The sequence below is a fragment of the Paraburkholderia hiiakae genome, from assembly GCF_904848665.1.
GTDB classification, from domain to species: Bacteria; Pseudomonadota; Gammaproteobacteria; order Burkholderiales; family Burkholderiaceae; genus Paraburkholderia; species Paraburkholderia hiiakae.
Genome location: NZ_CAJHCQ010000010.1, coordinates 244022 through 261415, shown reverse-complemented (window position 1 = coordinate 261415; position 17394 = coordinate 244022). Strand labels below are relative to the sequence as shown.

General features: G+C 61.5%; 13 protein-coding genes and 1 pseudogene. 5 read left to right on the top strand and 9 right to left on the bottom strand.

The window, feature by feature from the left end; all coding sequences use genetic code 11:
• Positions 1-192 precede the first annotated feature (192 nt).
• Together JMY28_RS20610 and JMY28_RS20605 are read left to right on the top strand one after the other, a co-directional pair.
• Positions 193-1284 (top strand): porin, encoded by a 1092-nt coding sequence (locus JMY28_RS20610; RefSeq protein ID WP_201697746.1) that lies wholly within the window; start codon positions 193-195, stop codon positions 1282-1284.
• 867 nt (positions 1285-2151) lie between these two features.
• The gene (locus JMY28_RS20605) at positions 2152-2787 is read left to right on the top strand and encodes a malonic semialdehyde reductase (protein WP_201697745.1); all 636 of its coding nucleotides are present in this window, start codon (positions 2152-2154) and stop codon (positions 2785-2787) included.
• Between the two features lie 1155 nt (positions 2788-3942).
• Here JMY28_RS20605 and JMY28_RS20600 read toward each other — a convergent pair.
• On the bottom strand, positions 3943-4659 hold the full coding sequence (locus JMY28_RS20600) for a hypothetical protein (protein WP_201697744.1): 717 nt from the start codon (positions 4657-4659) through the stop codon (positions 3943-3945).
• 242 nt (positions 4660-4901) lie between these two features.
• Positions 4902-5039, bottom strand: a complete 138-nt coding sequence (locus tag JMY28_RS20595) for a DUF3563 family protein (RefSeq protein ID WP_201697784.1) — start codon at positions 5037-5039, stop codon at positions 4902-4904.
• 208 nt (positions 5040-5247) lie between these two features.
• On the opposite strand from JMY28_RS20595, the gene JMY28_RS20590 reads away from it, so the two are divergent.
• Positions 5248-6135: a LysR family transcriptional regulator gene (locus JMY28_RS20590; protein WP_236596957.1), complete on the top strand. Its 888-nt coding sequence runs from the start codon at positions 5248-5250 to the stop codon at positions 6133-6135.
• Between the two features lie 1430 nt (positions 6136-7565).
• Entirely contained in the window at positions 7566-8057 is a 492-nt protein-coding gene (locus JMY28_RS20585; RefSeq protein WP_201697742.1) for a flavodoxin family protein, read from the top strand.
• A 529-nt stretch (positions 8058-8586) separates the two neighbouring features.
• Here JMY28_RS20585 and JMY28_RS20580 read toward each other — a convergent pair.
• Positions 8587-9639: a glycosyltransferase family 2 protein gene (locus tag JMY28_RS20580; RefSeq protein WP_201697741.1), complete on the bottom strand. Its 1053-nt coding sequence runs from the start codon at positions 9637-9639 to the stop codon at positions 8587-8589.
• Between the two features lie 401 nt (positions 9640-10040).
• Here JMY28_RS20580 and JMY28_RS20575 point away from each other — a divergent pair.
• Positions 10041-10193: pseudogene (locus JMY28_RS20575) on the top strand (IS3 family transposase); the annotation flags it as partial.
• Between the two features lie 50 nt (positions 10194-10243).
• Here the strand turns inward: JMY28_RS20575 and JMY28_RS20570 are convergent.
• The 6 genes from JMY28_RS20570 to JMY28_RS20545 form a co-directional block, all read right to left on the bottom strand.
• Positions 10244-11176, bottom strand: coding sequence for a PfkB family carbohydrate kinase (locus JMY28_RS20570; protein WP_201697740.1), 933 nt, complete (start codon positions 11174-11176; stop codon positions 10244-10246).
• Positions 11173-12621: a purine-cytosine permease family protein gene (locus JMY28_RS20565; protein WP_201697739.1), complete on the bottom strand. Its 1449-nt coding sequence runs from the start codon at positions 12619-12621 to the stop codon at positions 11173-11175. The genes JMY28_RS20570 and JMY28_RS20565 overlap by 4 nt, the downstream gene beginning before the upstream one ends.
• A 33-nt stretch (positions 12622-12654) precedes the next feature.
• A complete protein-coding gene (locus tag JMY28_RS20560) occupies positions 12655-13713 on the bottom strand; it encodes an ADP-ribosylglycohydrolase family protein (protein WP_236596956.1) in 1059 nt (352 codons plus the stop codon).
• 5 nt (positions 13714-13718) lie between these two features.
• Positions 13719-14447 carry a GntR family transcriptional regulator gene (locus JMY28_RS20555; RefSeq protein ID WP_201697737.1) on the bottom strand — a complete coding sequence of 243 codons (729 nt, stop codon included), beginning with the start codon at positions 14445-14447 and terminating at the stop codon, positions 13719-13721.
• A 158-nt stretch (positions 14448-14605) separates the two neighbouring features.
• Entirely contained in the window at positions 14606-15631 is a 1026-nt protein-coding gene (locus JMY28_RS20550; RefSeq protein WP_201697736.1) for a porin, read from the bottom strand.
• Positions 15632-16059: 428 nt separating this feature from the next.
• Complete coding sequence (locus JMY28_RS20545; RefSeq protein ID WP_201697735.1) at positions 16060-17370, bottom strand: MFS transporter; 1311 nt, start codon at positions 17368-17370, stop codon at positions 16060-16062.
• Between the last annotated feature and the right edge of the window lie 24 nt (positions 17371-17394).

Here is a 17394-nt window from a genome sequence, read left to right as displayed (position 1 = left end):
CGTCGCACGGCCGACGTCTTGAACTCCGCCGTACACAGGCGTCAGGAGGAGACAGATTCAGGTCCGTTTTCGCACGTTCCTGACGCTACAAAGATTCGCATTACTAATTAAATACGATAACACAAAGATTTGCGTTTCCCCCAAGCCGTCCAGAACAAGAGATTGCGCCACAAAAATGGAGATTTGATCGTCATGAAAACTCAATGGAGCGCGGCGTTGCTCGTCGCGGCGTCAGGGGTCGCATACGCCCAAAGCAGCGTCACGCTATATGGGATCGTCGACGCCGGGGTGTCGTACTACAACCATGCAACAGCCAGTGGCGGATCATCGGTTGGGATGCCTTTTCTGACCGGTGAAGTGCCGTCGCGTTGGGGCATAAAGGGCACCGAAGACCTTGGTGGGGGCTACAAGACATTCTTCGTCCTGGAGAGCGGCTTTCAACCGGGCACCGGGGAGTTGAACTACGGCGGCCGCCTCTTCGGTCGGCAAGCGAACGTCGGCGTAAGCAGCAACTATGGCTCGGTCACTCTCGGCCGGCAGATGAACATGACGATGTACGCGCTGACGAACGCGGATGTGATCGGTCCTTCGATTCATTCGATGGCCAGTTTTGATCCATATATACCGAACTCGCGCAGCGATAATGCGGTTGGCTATCTCGGCAAATTCCATGGCTTCACTCTCGGCGGCACATACAGTTTTGGCCGTGACGCAGCGGGTCCTGCGGGACCGGCGGCGACCAATTGCCCAGGTCAGGTGGCGGGCAACTTCATAGCGTGCCGGCAATACACCGCGATGCTCGCGTACGATTCAGCGAGCTTTGGCGTGGCCGCCTCTTACGACGTGGCACGCGGTGGCGCGGGTGCTTCGCCACCGCTCAACAACAGCGCGTACACCGATACGCACAATATCGTCGACGGTTACGTGATTTTCGGATCGACCAAAATCGGTGTCGGCTGGATCAGAAACAACCTGGCGGCCGCGACCCATTTGCAGTACGACATTTTCTTTGCGGGGGCGACGTACTATGCCACGCCAGCGCTTTTCTTCGATGCTGAGGGCGTGCGTTACCTGCAGCGAGGGGCAGCGGGGAAGAACGATGCAAGCTCGACGCTGCTGGTCGGACGTGTGAATTACCTGCTATCGCCGCGCACCACGGTGTACACGTCGGTCGGGTACATGTTCAACAGCGCGCTGGCCGCCAACGCCGTTGCAGCCGGAGGCACTGTCGGGGCCGGCATGGATCAGCTTGGCGTCATGGTGGGTCTGCAACAGAAGTTTTGATCCGTCGCGACGGAGCGGGCTGCGCGTCGACGTGTTGGTGTCCACAGGACTCTACGGCGTGGGTGCAAATCACTATGAACAGCCCGCCGGGATGGACGAAGCGCTCCACATGCCGCCGTCCCCCCAATCCACACTCAGTAAGGGGCCACAGCGTTCACGCAGTACCCTTCATCACTTGTTGCAGGGGCGTCGGGTTTAAATCCGCCGTGCGCACATGGTTCAGTACTTCGGACATTCTTTCTTGCCTTCGCTCGGCGTTCTAGCGAGCGCAAAGTTGCATTGCAATTCAGGACATATGCATGATTTCGCTGCCAATCTATTATCAGACGATGGTTCGTTGATCTTTCAAAGTGTTCTTCATTCTCGGCCACGGATGTGCGTTTCATTGAGTGCTTCCTTGTAGAACGGAATGACTCTCTTTCGCCGCCGAGGGGGCTCAATGGAAGCGCTCCCCACGTCGGCGAACATAGAGGGTAGCGGCGTCGTGTTCCGCCGCGTTGCTTGAGGCCGTAGGCGGTAAGTGCTGCGTAACCACGATGGCTTGGGACTGTCGGCGCCCTCATAGAGAGTAGATACGCGCAAGATGTACGGGTAGAGCATTCTGCAAAGACGAAAGAAAGACTTCCAGGTCGTTTACGCTCGGTGATCGCAAGGGAAACTGCGACCGGGCATCCGATCGTAAGCCGAGAGTGACGCGACAAGTAGACAAAGCGGAATGAAAAGGCTGACCGCTGCCACCCCACTGGCACTGGCGGTGGATAGCAGCGCGACAAAAGGATTGTCGTGATGGAGTGAGCTGTTTGATTGTGGCCGCGTGAGCAAGCACGTCGTGCGAGTCAGTCGCGGTCTTCTGCTTTGGGAGAATTTATGAGAAACGCTATAGAGGATGTTGGGCTCGATATTCTTTTTCGTGAGGCACGTTCGTACAGAGCGTGGCTGAACGAACCGGTGTCGGACGAGACCTTGCGCCAGGTTTACAACCTGATGAGATGGGCTCCCACCAGCGCCAACGGAAATCCCGCACGGGTCCTTTTCCTACGCACCAAGGCGGCTAAGGAGAGGCTGTTGCCGGCACTCGCACCTGGGAACGTGGACAAGACGATGAGTGCCCCGGTGACGGCCATCATCGCTCACGACCTGAAGTTCTACGAGAAGTTGCCACAGCTATCCCCGCACGATCCTGGCATGCGTGATCTCTTCGCCAATGCACCGGAACTAGTCGACGCTACTGCGAAACGCAACTCCAGTTTGCAAGGCGCCTACATGATTCTGGCTGCACGTGCGTTAGGACTAGATTGCGGACCGATGTCTGGCTTCGACAACGCGAAAGTCGACGAGGAGTTCTTTGGTGCCGGAACAAGCGAGCCGAACTCCAGCCAGGAATTCTTTCCTGAAGGGCATATTAAGTCGAACTTCCTTTGCAATCTCGGGTACGGCGACAAATCAAAGCTGTTTGCGCGTGCGCCGCGCCTCGAATTCGACCAAGCCTGCACCCTTTTATAGAGCATTTCATCGACCTTGTGGACCAAACTGCCGCGCGTCGTTTTGCCAGGATTTGGCCCGAAGACGACGCGGCACTAACGCTCGGGAAACGCCATAACCGCCGGCTAGTTCATTGAACCAGATTGACTGCACCGGATGCGTCGAGTTGTGCGTTGCCCACGTAATCGGGAGAGTCAAATTTGAACCGTTTCAACCAAGCGCCCGTTCGCAATCAGTTTAGCCGTGAACATTCCGGGCAGAATGACTGCTATTGCCGGGTGGCGTGCCCAGTGTGTCGCAGTGCGAGCGGTAATGGAGTGTCGGCGAACTCCGGACGGAATCCCAAAGTGAGAAAGTGCGGACAGTAGGAGTCGCGGCGAGTCGGGAGCCGAACTAGGCCGGAATTCGCCACATCGACCCATCCCATATCGGGCCGGCCTGAGCGGCAACAATGAGAATCCCACCCGGGTCGGAACGAACGGGCATAACGTTCCGAGCAAGGCGACTGCGCTGTGGGTCATGCGGTTGCGTGGTCACAAAGCGGAACCCTACCCATCATTGATACTTACCGCCAGCGTCCAAATGGTATCGGGTAAAACCACGAAATTGTGGTGGGCCAGATGGTGGATCATTAATCTACCGAACCTCCAAGCCCAATACGGATAAGGCTTTGACAGGGTTATCAGCCTTCGGGACTGAAATCCAATGGCGCGCAGATGGAAAGAGAGTTGATGGGCGGGAATTCTGTGCCTCGGCCTGTCGCTTTGAGAGGGCTGCCTCAATGCGATTAACCATGTGTCATCGGCAGGAATCGTCGACGTTTAGCCGCTGTTCGCCAATTCGGGGAATTGGAATCTGCTGAGCGCGGCGTCACACGCCGAGAAGCCTCCGCGCCAGTCCTTAAATGATCTAACTTTAAATAAGGATTGCGAATATTTTTCGTGTTTAGCTTCTTGGACGGTGACAATGAACATGCCATCCACGCGGCGCACATTTTCGTCACATCAGGACGTCTCTGATCCGCCGCGAAGGGAGAGGCGCTGCTCGCGCGGCGCCTTCAGGTTGACTATCAGCCGAAGCAGGGACTCGACGGAAAAGCGTGTGTGGCTTTGCGCGAGCGAAACCGGTAGAGGCACGATCTGCAGGCCGCCGTCAACACTGGCCGTGACGTCGATATCAGCTAACGGGGAGCCAGCGACCAGATTCCGGGCAGACGGCGGCGGGTGAACCGTTGAACCAGACCTGCTCTTTCTCGAGATGCTGCGACGTTGAGGGGGCGATATCGAAGATGACCTTTAGCGCGCTTCCAATATCGGCGTCTTCGATGGGAAGTTCCCACGTCAGGAAAATCTGGTCGAAGTCCTGGTCCGGGGCGAATTCGGCCGCAGAAAAACTGTCGCTGCCGCGCTGAATGACGCCGTGGGGCTGAACCGGATCGAAAATCACGGCTGTTCCCCGCTTGAGGGGAATGCGTTGGCCCGTAAAGGGAAAGTGCAAGTCCAGACCCTTGTCTTCACTCAGGAAGAGATTGCAGAAAGCGGTATCGCCGTATTGGTCGCCATCGTGGTGATACCTCGCGCCACGACAGGCCATCAGCGCCATGTCGCTATCTGCAAGCACCGCGGCGGGCAGTCCAAGGGCGCCCGTCCAGGCGGACATGGCCTGAATGCAGCGCCTGTAGTCCGGCCAGCGCATTTGCGTGCGCGCCAGATGCATCGCCTCGACATCCCCAGGTTCCAGGGCGAGCCGCACCGCCGTCTCTCTTTGCCAATCCGCAAGCACGGCCGCAGAAGGCGCCGGCAGATCGAGCGTTCCGGATAAAACGATGTCACTTACGCGTCGACTGCGGATGGCGTCGCCGCTCCAGAAAAAGGAGGTCAGGATATTTCGCATTCGATGCTGTCGAAGGGAACTCGTCGAGGCATTGTAACGATTGATCCTGGTCATCCGGACAGAGATCGGGCCGACATCGGACCGCGGGCCGGCGCGTCAGCCTATCGCCAAGCGTAGTCCAGTGAAATCGTGCTCCGCTACCTTCGCAGTCAGCGCCCGAGGATCGCTCTCAAGGCGCGTGTGGGAGCATCGAGGGTAAGCGCGCCAGCCAACCAAAAGATTTCGCGCAAGCCTGACATCAGCTAGCGGCCGCTTTCCAGCGAGCGCATCCGGTGTTCGAGCTCGGCAATGTCTCGAGCGCCTGCAAGGTACTCGTCATTGCGGCTTCGTTCAGCGCGCTCGAACCAGCGGCTAACCCGTGTAAGGAGGAAGGCAAACATAATAATCTCCAGAAAGTTGTTCACCAGTGACGCTGGTCGAACTCGACACTACGCATGTGCGTTGCGGCCGTTCTATTGCGCTGTTCGACGATTCAATCTTAGGCGGCCAGTATGCTTACGTATACTTATCATTTTTTACGTAATACATTAGCAATTCTGTGGAATCAATCTGTTCTTTCAGGAGGTACCTGCCTTGGAGCTCGGTCGAATGCGGGCACTCCTGGAGCTGGCGCGGTGTGGCACGATTGCCGCTGCCGCCGAAGCTCTGTTCCTTACGCCCTCAGCGGTTTCTCAGCAGATCGCACAACTTGAAGATGAGGCGGGCGTCACGCTCACGGAGCGCATCGGCCGCAGGGTCAGGCTTACACCCGCGGGCCACGCACTGGTGGGCTACGCCGAGCGGCTGATGGTTGTGCTGGACGAAGCTCGCTCGGAAATGGCAGAGCTTCGGCGTGAGATCGCCGGCGAGCTGCGCGTTGCCGCGTTTCAGTCGATCGCCTCGGTTGTCCTACCTGACACGGTCAAGACGCTGCAGCACGCGTATCCGCGTCTGGCGATCGGAATCGAAGAATTGGAGGCAATTGATGGAGTCGCGGCACTGCGGTCCTGGAGAACGGACATCGCCTTGATTGACGATCTCTCAATCGTGGCGGGCGAGAATCGGGAAAACATCGCGATTGTGCCGCTGGCCGAGGATGTCTGGTACGTGACACTGTCGACTGACCATCCGCTGAGCAAAAAGCCGTCGCTCAGCCTGGCCGATCTCAAGGACGAAACCTGGGCGATCGAATCGACCGGTGGACCCTTTGGCAGCTTCGTAGCCGACTTGTGCCGCCGCGCCGGGTACGAGCCTCGGACCAACGCCATATGCCGTGGATCGGAGATGATCGAAGCGATGGTGGCCTCCGGCTGCTCTGTGTCAATCGTCCCTGGACTCAGGAGGCTACGCTTACCTCCGGGCGTCGCATGGGTAAAGCTGAGGCCGGAGCTTCGCCGAAAAATCTACGTCGCTTATCGCCGCGGCGAACGCAACCATCCAATGGTCAAAGTGTTCGTCGCGGAAATCGTGCGAACGGCCGCTAAACTCCTCAGTTAGCAAGCGCGCGGTCGGAGTTCAGTCAATATCGCATTTTATCGATGTTTCCGAACATTGATTTTATGCTTCGGCCAGCAAGTCATCGAGCGAAGAGAGCTTGGACTCGGCCCGCGTATTGAAGTCCTCGACCTCGCCGATCACCGCGCGGAGTTGGTGCTCGCTCTCGATATCCACTGGTATCGTCGTGGCGCGGATCGGTCAATTCGGAACGGGTGTCGAGAAAATCGCCACTACATTTGACGACAGTCTTCGGACACGAAAACGGGCGCATGCCAGGCGAAAGTCATGAGCACCCGTTGGGATCCCTTTGTCGACATACTGAACTAGACTTGGCCGCCGGCCGATGAGTCCGCGCAGTTCTGCCGAAGCGTTTCCCGAATTCTTACGCGTGTGAAGCAAAAGAAATGTGGGAGGGAGCATGCGAGCATTGATCGTGTTGTTGACCGGTTGCCTTATTCAGGTCAGTGCGTTGGCGGATGAGGACGTGGCGCTCACGCGCGAGGAGGCACTTTCCATGGTGCCGGGAGCGACCATGAGTCGGATCGGGCAAAATGGTGGCATTCGTGAATGGACTAATGACGCGGACGGAACCGCGACAGTTAGCCGACTGCCAGGTCCCGGGTCGAAACAGGGAGTGCGGAAAGCCCAGGCACGGTGGTCGATTTCGGATGACGGTCGATATTGTCTCGACGAAGACTGGTCTACAGCGCAGGGTGGCCCAGTGCATTGGTGCTCCCGTGTTGCGCGCGATCCGGACGGGAAACTGCGCCTGCTGCGCTGACCATGATCTTGAGGAAAACCTCACCTTCGGGCTCCGGCGAACGAAAAGAACCTTGCTGGCCGAGGAGCAACCCGTCACGCGCAGGTTGCGGCAGACGTTTGCTCGAACGAAACCCCGGTCTTGACGCGATCCACCTCAACAGTGGTTTCCTACGATATGTGGGCAGTACCGCCTCTCCGCCACGGGATGGCCGATAAGCGGCTGGAGGCAGCCACTGCTGATGTTTTGGGCGATTGGCCGCAGCGGCGTCAACAAGCGCTTGAGCACAGAGGCGGTGACACGTCCTGTCTACGTCCAGTCATGGCTAATCTATCACTCGTAGTACTACGAAAGTTACTATAGGCTTTATGATCAATGTTTAGTCGGAGTGCAAATTATCTGTCTTCGATCTGATCATTCAACAGACCGCGTCGAGCATGGAAGCAGATTCCGGGCGCCGTAAAGCAAGAACGCCGACAATGCCCGACCACGCCAGCTCGCTTTGTCGGCGGTGGACTGGTGTTAGGTCATCAGCACACTGGGACGGTCCGGACAGTGCTGCTCTCCGGCAGCGGAATGGCATGGCTGTCGGTGCGGTATCATCGAAACGATGCGGCGCTCCGCTCCGGCACGTCGGCAGACTCATCATGAACCTACGGGACAAAGACGCATGAAGACGCTGCTGATCGTCTATCACACGATGACGGGGGGCACACGGCAAATGGCCGAGGCAGCGGCCGCCGCTGCGCGCGAGCAATCGGGAGTCACGGTCAGACTCCAGCTTGCGGACGAAACGCAGCCGGACGATGTGCTCGCCGCCGATGGCTATCTCTTCGCGACGCCGGAGAATCTCGCGGCCATGTCCGGGCTGATGAAGGACTTCTTCGACCGCAGCTACTACGCGGCGCTCGACCGTGTAAACGGTCGACCTTATGCGGTCATGATCTGCGCGGGCAGTGACGGGCAGAACGCGCTGCGCCAGATCGATCGCATTGCAACGGGCTGGCGGTTGAAGGCGGTGGCAGAGGGCGTCATTGTATGCACGCATGCGCAGACGCCCGAGCGCATCCTCGCGCCCAAGACCATTGGCGCTGACGATCTTGCACGTTGCGCCGAGCTTGGCGCGGGGCTTGCGGCGGGGATTGCCCTGGGGATTTTTTGAGTCACGCGTGCGCTGTCCGCGTATTTCTCGTGCCGCTCGATTCGCCGGATTGCAAGTCCTAATTTGAGCTTCGCTCTCCCGAGCGTGTACAGCGTAACGCCTATGGCGAACTCTGCGAGCGCGCTGTAGCGGTTGTTTTGCCCCGCGGGGTAATCTCATTGTAGTTGATAAGGCAACTATAATATCGAGACCTCTCCGAAACGCGTGCAAGTCAACTCGCAGGGTGATCCAGGCGAAGTTCCTGGGGAGCCAGTAGCCAACGAGGAACCTCGTGCGTCATGAGACCTGGCGGCAGCAAGGCGTTGGGCCCTGTCTATCCACCCGCACTACAACGCATCAAAGTTCTTTGTAAGCCGCACCAGCTGTCAGATGACGCGATAGACGGGGGCCCTTTGCTTTTCATGCATTTTTTTCCGGTTACAGCGACTCAAGCCTGGCGAGCCTTTGCCTTGCGGCCCTATAAAAACTCTTTTTGCAATCAATCACATGCTGACTACGTCGACGTGGCATCCAGACCGGAATCGTTGTTCTAGCCTGCCGCGACGAGCAAGCCGATAACGCCAAGCAGAACCACGACGAGCACGCCATATCCGGCGTGCAGATAGCGGGCCTGCCGCTTGTAGCGCGCGGCGTGCATGGGTGCGAAGTCTTTCATGCGCTTGTCGAATATGCTGATCGGGTTCGCATTGTGATCGGCATACCGCTCGCGGTTGCGCTCGTAAATGAGGCGTTGCGACTCCTCGACCTTGCCCTGTTCCACCAGGTCGGTCGAGCGCGAGCTTTTCTTGATGCGGTGGAGGTAAAGTGGCTCCCTGATGTACTGCACATGCGCATCCGGGCCGAGCAGGCGCACATAGAATTCCCAGTACTCGAACCCATGCACCATTTCCGGCGCATAGCCCCCCGCGCGCTGGAACGCCTCGCGGCGGTACATGGTCGTTTTGACGATCAGGTTTTGCCAGAGGAGCTTTTCGTAGCTGTACTCCGGCGACCGCCAGACCTTGCGGTTTTCACCGAAGCTCTGCGTACCGGTATGCACAAGCACGGTATTGGGGAACGCCTCGAAACACTCGACGGCGCGCTTGAGATAGTCAGGGTGGATTTTGTCGTTACCATCAAGCGGCACAAAGAGCGAGCCGCTCGCCTGGAAGAAACCGAAGTTGTGCGCCGCCGCGACGCCGCCGTTTTCCTTGGTCAATGACAGGATGCGGCTGTCTTTCTTCGCGTAGGCGTCGACGATGGCCTTGGAGCCGTCGGTCGAGCTGTCATTCACGACGATGCACTCCCAGTCGGTGTATGACTGCGCGACCAAGGAATCAAGGGCCTCAGCGATGAACGCTTCCTGATTGAAGCAGGGGACAACGATGGAAACTGTAGGCATGGCGAAGTGTGGTGGGTTTGCAGGCCGCTTTGCTGCGGCCTTCGGAATGCCGACGGATTTTAACCGACTGGACGCGCCGGGATGGCCGGGCTTCAGAATGGGTCGATGACCGGCCGGTGCGGAGAGCCGACGAAGCTTTTCGCCCTCACAGGAAGCAACACGGATGCGCGACAGGAACACCGTGACCGAGCTATCTCGCATGAGGCTATGCAGGGAGACCGGTCATCGGGAAGCAGGCGCAGGATGCGTCAACATTCCGCCAGTCAGTCAACGCCGGGAGACGCGCCACACACGGGACGAATCCAGACCCGCACCGCGCCTGCGTGTTTAGAACTTGTTAACGGCCTGAATACCTCCTTGGCCAAACTATAAACAGGATTCCTGAGTAATTGTACATAAAAAAATTATCGTCGGTGGTTTTGATTGATTCGCGAGGCGGCAATGTGGGTAGGCCGACAGACTTCCCGAGCGGGGCGCGCAAGTCGTTTTTGATTGGGTAGCCATAAGATAGGAATACTTATCGTTATAGTGACGTTGCACGCCATCTCTTGAAGGTCCACATACCCGCGAGTTCCGCCGTCGCGTGCGTTCTTGCATTGCACGTGCTCGACGTGTTCGCCTCTCGCATCGTTGGCTGGCGCGTCAGTTTGTCGATGACCACGGACTTCGTTCTGGTTGCACTTGAGTCGGCGCTGTGCGCCTGCCTAGCGGGCGGCGACGGAACTCTGACACACCACTCCGATAGGGGGGCTCAACGAGGCTGATGTCGCCATCGCAATTTCCCGCACTTTCAAACGATGAGCGATTATCGTGTTTCGATCAACCGGTCAATTTCCTCTCGCACAGGCGCTGTCGCAGGACCGAAACGGGTCACTGCAAGCGCTGCAGCAGCATTAGCGCGTCGCGCTGCCTCGAGGGGAGCGCGGCCTTCTGCTAGCGACGCGAGCAGAACACCCGTATGTGCATCGCCTGCGCCATTGCTGTCGACGGGCGTGACTGCGAAGCCGCTGACGCGATGCACCGCGCCTTCCATCCACACGAGACAGCCGCGCTCGCCGTCACGTACGATCGTCAGGGCGCCGGCTGCCAGTTGCGCGGCGATTTCGGCAATAGCTTCGCTAGCCTGCGCACGTCCTGATTGGCGCAGCGCTTCGCCGCAATTGGCGGTCCAGATATGCGTGCGTCTCATCACGCGCGCGAGCAGTGCCGCATCGATCGTCCCGACTAGCGGGCCTGGATCGAACGCCACGCACACGTCGTCGGGCAGGGTCTCGAGCCAGTCGGCGAGGATCGCGCATTTGCCCGGCACACAGAGGCTGTAGCCGCTGACATAAACGATGTCGCGCGAAGTGGCCGCGAGTGCGTCGAGCACGCTGCGATGGAGTTCAGCCTCCGCGCCGAGATGCGACACGAAGGTGCGCTCCGCGCCCGCATCGATGATCGCGACGCAAATCCCGGTGTCGCGGTCCGTTGTGCGCGCAGCTGCGACCTCGACACCCTCAGCCGAAAGCGCCTCGCGCGCGAGGTCGCCGAAGCGGCCGTCGCCGTGGCCGCCCGCATAGACGACATCCATCCCGCTGCGCCGTGCGGCGGCCATCACGTTGAAGCCGCCGCCCACTTCGAAACTCGCATCCGACGCGAGCACGTCGCCGCCGTGCGGCGGCAGTGCGCCCACGCGCATGACCAGATCGACGATGACCTGTCCCGTGTGAATCAAACGGGGAACTTCCAACTTCATGTCGTGCTCTCCTGCAAACCTTGGGTGCGGCGCGCGCCGCCCAGCATCGCGTAAAGGCCGCCCGCGACCGTGAACGTCACGATCCAGCCAAGGCCGTTGTGTCCGAGCCAGCTATCGGCGAACGGCCCCCGAAAACCATGCTCACCGATCGAGAGGAAGCACAAGCCCAGCACGATCGCAATTGCCCAAGCGCCGAACGCGCGCCACTCGATGCCGTTGCGATACCAGTACGCGCTGCGCGGGCTCACGTCGAGCAGCGCTTCGGCGTGATAGTGATCGCGGCCTGCGAGATCGACGATGAAGATGGCGACCCATGCCGTGATCGGCACGGCGAGCAGCGAGATGAAGCCGATAAACGGGCCGTAGAAGCTGCCCTCGATCAGCATGAAGTAAACGGAGCCGGTGGTAATCGCCACGATGTCGACCACCACCGCCTGCACGCGCTTGACCTTCAGGCCGAGCGTGAGCGTCGTGAGGCCAGCCGAATAGACCGAGAGATAGTTCGACAGCAGCAGGCCGCCGAATGCAGCAATCAGATACGGGATCGCCATCCAGTGCGGCAGCAGCTCGCGGATCGCGGCAATCGGGTCGGTCGCCGAAGCGAGCGTGTCGTTGCCGACCGAAAGCAGCGCGCCGAGCGTGACGAGCAGCACGAGCGGAATGCCCGCGCCGAACGCCGCCGATGCCACCAGCGCGCCGGCCTTCACGTCGCGCGCTTGATAGCGCGACATGTCCGCGCCGGCGTTGGCCCAGCCGATGCCGGTGCCCGCCGCGATCGTGCCGATGCCGATGACGACCGCGCTTGCGGGTGCCGGCGCGGCGGCGAACACCGCATGCCAGTCGATCGAACCGGCGAGGAACGCCCCGACCACCAGATTGAGCGCGCCGAACACCCACGTCGACCATTTCTGGATCACGAGCAGCGTCGCGTGGCCGAGGCCGGACACCACGAGCGTGGCCGCGACGAAGACCGCGATAAAGGCGAGCGTGAGCGCCGGCGAGGCCTTCGCGTCGGCGGACGTGCCGAACACGATCGAGCACAACGAGAGCAGTACGAACGCGCCCGTGGTCGTGTTGACGGTTTCCCAGCCCAGTCGCGAGAGCAACGAGACGATGGTCGGGCCGATATTGCCACGCACGCCGAAGATGGCGCGCGAGAGCGTCAGACTCGGCGCGTGGCCGCGCCGGCCGGCAATCGAGATCACGCCGACGATGGCGAACGAGCCGGCCGCGCCGATCACGGCGACCAGCATCGCCTGCCAGAACGCGAGATGCTGAAATGCGACCAGCGTGGCGCCGAGCGGCAGCCCGAGAATGCTGATATTGGCGGCGAACCAGACCCAGAAGAGTTGCAGCGGATGGCCGCGGCATTCGTTCTCGGGCACGGGTTCGATGCCGCGCGCCTCGATTTTGCCTGCGTTGGCGGAATTGCTTGACGAAGCCATCTGTGAGTCTCCTGGGTCGTAGGGTGCAGCGCCTTAGCCGCGCGGGCCGCGCAGGTCGAGCAACTGCCGGATGAGCGGATCGAGATCGAGCGCGTTGACGCGGCGAACGGTCTCGACGGGTTCGCGCGGCAGTGCGTCGTAGCCGGCGCACGCGCCGAGCATGGCGCCGAGCATGGCCGCGATGGTGTCGGTGTCGCCGCCGAGGCTGGCCGCGGTCGCGAGCGAGCTTTCGATGGGGGTGCCGCGGTGCGCCGTGTCGTGTGCGAGGGCGAACGCCGCGACCACCGATTCCTGCGAGGCGACCGAGGTGCCGACCACGTCGTAGAGCAGGCCGGCGAGCGCGTCGCCGCCCGCCTGCGCAGTGAGATCGGCGACCCAGCGGATGCGCGCGCCGATACGCGCGCCGGCGACCCAGAAGCCGCGCTGTTCGCCGCGCTCTGCGAAGTCGGCGCCGATCGCCAGCGCCTCGGGCAGCGTCGCGCCTTCGATGCCAGCAGATACGACCGCCGCAACGGCGGCTGCACTCGCGATGCCAAGCGTGGTGTTGTGCGTGACGATACATGAGCCGACCACGGCGTCGACGAAGGCGTCCGGGTTGGCGAGCGAGGCTGCGATGCCCACCGGCGTCACGCGCATTGCCGCGCCGTTGGTCGTGCCGAAGCGGCCCGCGACCAGGACGTTCTCGCCGTCGACGATCGCCTGGGTGGCGCGGCGTGTGGACGGCCCGAGCAAGTCGAGCGAGCCTTTCGCCTTCATCGCCGCCTCCCACGCGATCAGCCGCCGCGCGAACTCCAGCGGCTCGATCGTGCCGTGGCCGTCGACGAGCAGTTGCGCGACCAGCACGGCCTGTTCGGTGTCGTCGGTGATCGAGCCAGCGGCCATCCTGGGGGCGATCGGCTGGTCGGCGTCGGCGTCGAGGAGCGCCGTGACGCGGCCGTAGCGCGCGTGAATCTGCTCACGGCTCAGCGACTGGGTGGGCATGCCGAAGGCGTCGCCGAGCGCGAGGCCGTAGAACGCGCCACGTGCGCGGTCGAAGCGGGCGTCCGTGGACGCTGAAGACGCCGACGAAGCGGAAGAAGGAGAGCGGGACATCGACATCAGAATTCCAGGTGCAGGGCGAAGTGAGCCGGGTCGAGCAGACTGACCACGTACTCTATGATGCGGTTGTCGCGATCGCGGGTCAGACGCCGCGAGCGCAGGAACGAGGTGCCGGCGCGGCGCTTGAGCAGTTTGGCGTCGTCGGCTTCGAGGCCGACCACCTCGGCCCATTGCTCGCCGTGATCGGCGACCATGCCATGGGCCGCGAGCGTGCGGTACAGCGAGCCGCCCACCAGACCTTCGAGCGGCAGCGCCGCGAGATCGTCGGAGAACGGCAGGCGGCTGCGTTCGAGCGAGATGCAGGTGGCGGGGTCGCCGATCAGGCGCATCCGGTCGATGGCGACGAAGCGCGAACTGCGCAGGCGCAGCTCCCTCGCGAGCGCCTCGTCTTCGACGATGGCGATCTGCAGGAGCTTCGTCTGCACGCTGCCGCCGGCCTGTTCGATCGCGGTGCTCCAGCCGAGCGAGCCGTCGATTGCCTGGCCGTTGAACGTCACGAACGAGCCAACGCCGCCCTTGCGGGTGATCAGTCCATTCGTCGTCAACAGGTCGAGCCCCTTGCGCACCGTGTTGCGGCTCACCGCGAAGCGCTCCACCAGTTCGCTTTCGCTTTCGAGCTGCTGGCCGTAGGGCAGCCTTCCGGTCAGGATGTCGCGCTCGAGCGCCGCCGCGACCATGTGCGCTTTCGAGCGCCCGACATCGGATGCCTTGGCCGATTTTCGAACCATCTTCAGTCTCCCGTGAGCAATCGGTGCAAATGCGCACCGGAGGGAGCCGGTGCGCTCATCGCGCCTTGTAAAAGGCACAAGTATGCACATGTTTTCTGACGGGTGGCATCGGGTGGGGAATCGGCTTGCGCGCAGCATGATCGGCGTGACGGTTCGAATCAGAAGCGATGGACGATGCCGAGTTGGACGCCACGCGCGTCCGCGCCCGCATAGGCGAGCGGCAGGCCCGCGTTGGCGGAGCCCGCAAGGCGGTACGAGGCTTCGCCGCGGTTCTGCAGGAACGACACCGCGCCGTACAGCGAGGTGCGCTTCGAAAGCGTATATGTATAGAGTGCGGCGATCTGCCGGGCGTTGTCGCCCTGGCCAGTTTCGTCGTGCAGCAGCGTGCCGCCGAACGCAATTGCCTGGGCGGGCGTGAGCTGATACAGCGCGGAAATGCCGTAGATGTTCACGTCGAGCGCGAGATCGTCCCACTTCGCGCCGCTCCAGCCCAAATAAACGGTGGTCTTGCCGATCTGGTACGACGCGCCGACTTCCGCCGTGTGGTCGAGCGTGCTGTTGTCGGGGCTGCGCACGCCCTGGATGGCGGCGACCGCCGAGAACGGGCCGTTCGCGTAGGTGAGGTCCGCCTGATAGCTCGCGCCCGCGGAGCGCAGGCCTCCCGCGTCGCCGAAGCCGACATAGACACTGAACTGCAGGCCCGACATCGTCGGCGACGTGTACGACACGGTGTTACTGGTGCGCACAGCGTAGGTCATCATGTTGCTGAAGCCCGAGGCCTGGGTCGAGGCGCCAAACGCATCGAGGCCGCCCTGATCGTTGAAGATCGGCGAATTCTGGCGGCCGAGGCGCACTTCGCCCCAGTTGCCGCCGATGCCCACCCACGCCTGGCGGTTGAAGATCGAGCCGGGCGAGGCGAACGTGCCATCGTTCGGATTGAAGCCGTTTTGCAGGTCGAAGCCCACGTAGTTGCCGCCGCCGATGTCTTCGTGCCCGCGCAGGCCGATGCGGCTCGCCCACTGTCCCGACGAGCCGACCGCGGCGGTGTAGCCGTTGCCGGTGTTCACGTACTGAACGAATTCGTCGACGATGCCGTACAGCGTCACGCCCGAGTCGGCGCGTGCAACGAGCGGCAGCGCGCAGACAGCGAGAACGCAAGCGTGACGAAGTGGGCGGGTGGACATTGGAGATCCTTGTGACCGGTTGATTGGGGCCGTTCCAGTGGCCAACCTGTTCTATAAAAAAGTACATGTAGGAACAGGTGCAAAGTTAAGGTTCCAATTAGCACAAGTCAAGCGACTCAATATCAGGGAAAACCTTGGGTTGTGGCGTGTGACACGGGTCGCTATGGACGCGTCGTGATGCGCTGCGCCGGGCGTGGAAGCGATGCGGAGGTTGTGGGGGAACGAGACGAACGAGGCGCGTGCTCAGGCGAACGGAGTGCGTCGCGCGATAGCGGGGCGCAAAGGGGCGCGTGGGGCAGCAGGAGGGTCTGTGCGCGCCCTTGAGGCAGGGGAAATCTCGAAGGCTGCCGCGCCCGAAGCGGGCACGGTGAACTGCGATAACGATGGGAAAGGCGCCTGGCGAGCGCCTTTCCCGCGTGCCGCGAAAATCAGCGGTTAACCACCTTCTTCGGATACGACAGCGCGAGCGCGCTTCCGATCACCATGCACACTGCGAAGCCATAAAGTCCCGCGCTTTGCGAGTGGAACGTATCGCGCAGCCAGCCGATGAAATACGTGCTGCCGAAGCCGCCGAGATTCGCAATCGAACAAGCGAACGCGATGCCGCCCGCCGCCGCGGAGCCCTTGAGGAAGGTCGAGGGCAGCGACCATACCACCGGCATCGCCGCTGCCGCCCCTGCATTGACGAGCGAGAACAGGATCACCGTGGAGAGCGTGCCATGCGTGCCGCTGGCGGCTACGACGAGCGCCACCGCGGCGACGAGGAACGGCACGACGATATGCCAGCGGCGCTCGCGCTGGCGGTCCGAGCTCGCGCCGCACCAGAGCGTGCCGATCACGGCGACCGCGTTGGGCACGGCCATCAGCCAGCCGATCGTGTAGGCATCCTTGACGCCGGTATCGCGCAGAATGGAAGGCAGCCAGAAGCTCACGGCGTAGAGGCCAAGCAGCACGCACAGATCAATCAGGCCGAGCGCCCACACCTTCGGATCGACAAACGCCTTGCCGAGCGCATGGCTCTTGTTGCCGGCCGGGTCGGCGTCGAGATTGGCGCGCAGTGTCTTTTTCTCGTGCGCGTCGAGCCACGGCGCCGACTCGATGCTGTTGGGCAGCCAGAGCAGGATCGCGAAGCCGAGCAGGATCGACGGCAACGCTTCAATCAGGAAAAGCCATTGCCAGCCGCCGAGGCCGTGCGCACCGTCGAAGAAGCGCATGATCCAGCCGGAGATCGGGCTGCCGATCATGCTGGAGAGTGGCAGGCCGACCATGAAGAGAGCGACGATGCGTGCGCGTCGCGCGTCAGGATACCACTGCGTGAGATAAAGCAGCACGCCCGGCAGGAAGCCGGCCTCGGCCACGCCCAGCAGGAAGCGCACGATGTAGAACTGCATCGGCGTGGTCACGAACAGGGTCGCGCCCGAAAGGATGCCCCACGTGATCATGATGCGCGCGATCCACAGCTTCGCGCCTACGCGCTGCAGGATCAGATTGCTTGGCACTTCGAACAGAATGTAGCCGGCGAAGAACAGGCCTGCGCCCAAGCCGTAGATGGTATCGCTGAACTTGAGCGCGTCGAGCATCTGCAGCTTCGCGAGGCCGATGTTGATCCGGTCCAGATACGCTGCGAAATAACACAGACAAAAGATGGTGATCAGGCGGAACGTGACCTTGCGGTATAGCTCGCCGTGTTGCGCGCCGGCAGGGGAGAGGGCGGCGGTGCCGGATTGCACGGTTGACATAGATGGACTCCCGGTTGGGACAAG

What these genes read in the sequence shown, in the direction of transcription:
- JMY28_RS20610 (WP_201697746.1), top strand. Translation starts at nt 193, where the DNA reads ATGAAAACTCAATGGAGCGCGGCGTTGCTCGTCGCGGCGTCAGGGGTC.
- JMY28_RS20605 (WP_201697745.1), top strand. Translation starts at nt 2,152, where the DNA reads ATGAGAAACGCTATAGAGGATGTTGGGCTCGATATTCTTTTTCGTGAG.
- JMY28_RS20600 (WP_201697744.1), bottom strand. Translation starts at nt 4,659, where the DNA reads ATGCGAAATATCCTGACCTCCTTTTTCTGGAGCGGCGACGCCATCCGC.
- JMY28_RS20595 (WP_201697784.1), bottom strand. Translation starts at nt 5,039, where the DNA reads ATGTTTGCCTTCCTCCTTACACGGGTTAGCCGCTGGTTCGAGCGCGCT.
- JMY28_RS20590 (WP_236596957.1), top strand. Translation starts at nt 5,248, where the DNA reads ATGCGGGCACTCCTGGAGCTGGCGCGGTGTGGCACGATTGCCGCTGCC.
- JMY28_RS20585 (WP_201697742.1), top strand. Translation starts at nt 7,566, where the DNA reads ATGAAGACGCTGCTGATCGTCTATCACACGATGACGGGGGGCACACGG.
- JMY28_RS20580 (WP_201697741.1), bottom strand. Translation starts at nt 9,639, where the DNA reads ATGCGAGATAGCTCGGTCACGGTGTTCCTGTCGCGCATCCGTGTTGCT.
- JMY28_RS20570 (WP_201697740.1), bottom strand. Translation starts at nt 11,176, where the DNA reads ATGAAGTTGGAAGTTCCCCGTTTGATTCACACGGGACAGGTCATCGTC.
- JMY28_RS20565 (WP_201697739.1), bottom strand. Translation starts at nt 12,621, where the DNA reads ATGGCTTCGTCAAGCAATTCCGCCAACGCAGGCAAAATCGAGGCGCGC.
- JMY28_RS20560 (WP_236596956.1), bottom strand. Translation starts at nt 13,713, where the DNA reads ATGTCCCGCTCTCCTTCTTCCGCTTCGTCGGCGTCTTCAGCGTCCACG.
- JMY28_RS20555 (WP_201697737.1), bottom strand. Translation starts at nt 14,447, where the DNA reads ATGGTTCGAAAATCGGCCAAGGCATCCGATGTCGGGCGCTCGAAAGCG.
- JMY28_RS20550 (WP_201697736.1), bottom strand. Translation starts at nt 15,631, where the DNA reads ATGTCCACCCGCCCACTTCGTCACGCTTGCGTTCTCGCTGTCTGCGCG.
- JMY28_RS20545 (WP_201697735.1), bottom strand. Translation starts at nt 17,370, where the DNA reads ATGTCAACCGTGCAATCCGGCACCGCCGCCCTCTCCCCTGCCGGCGCG.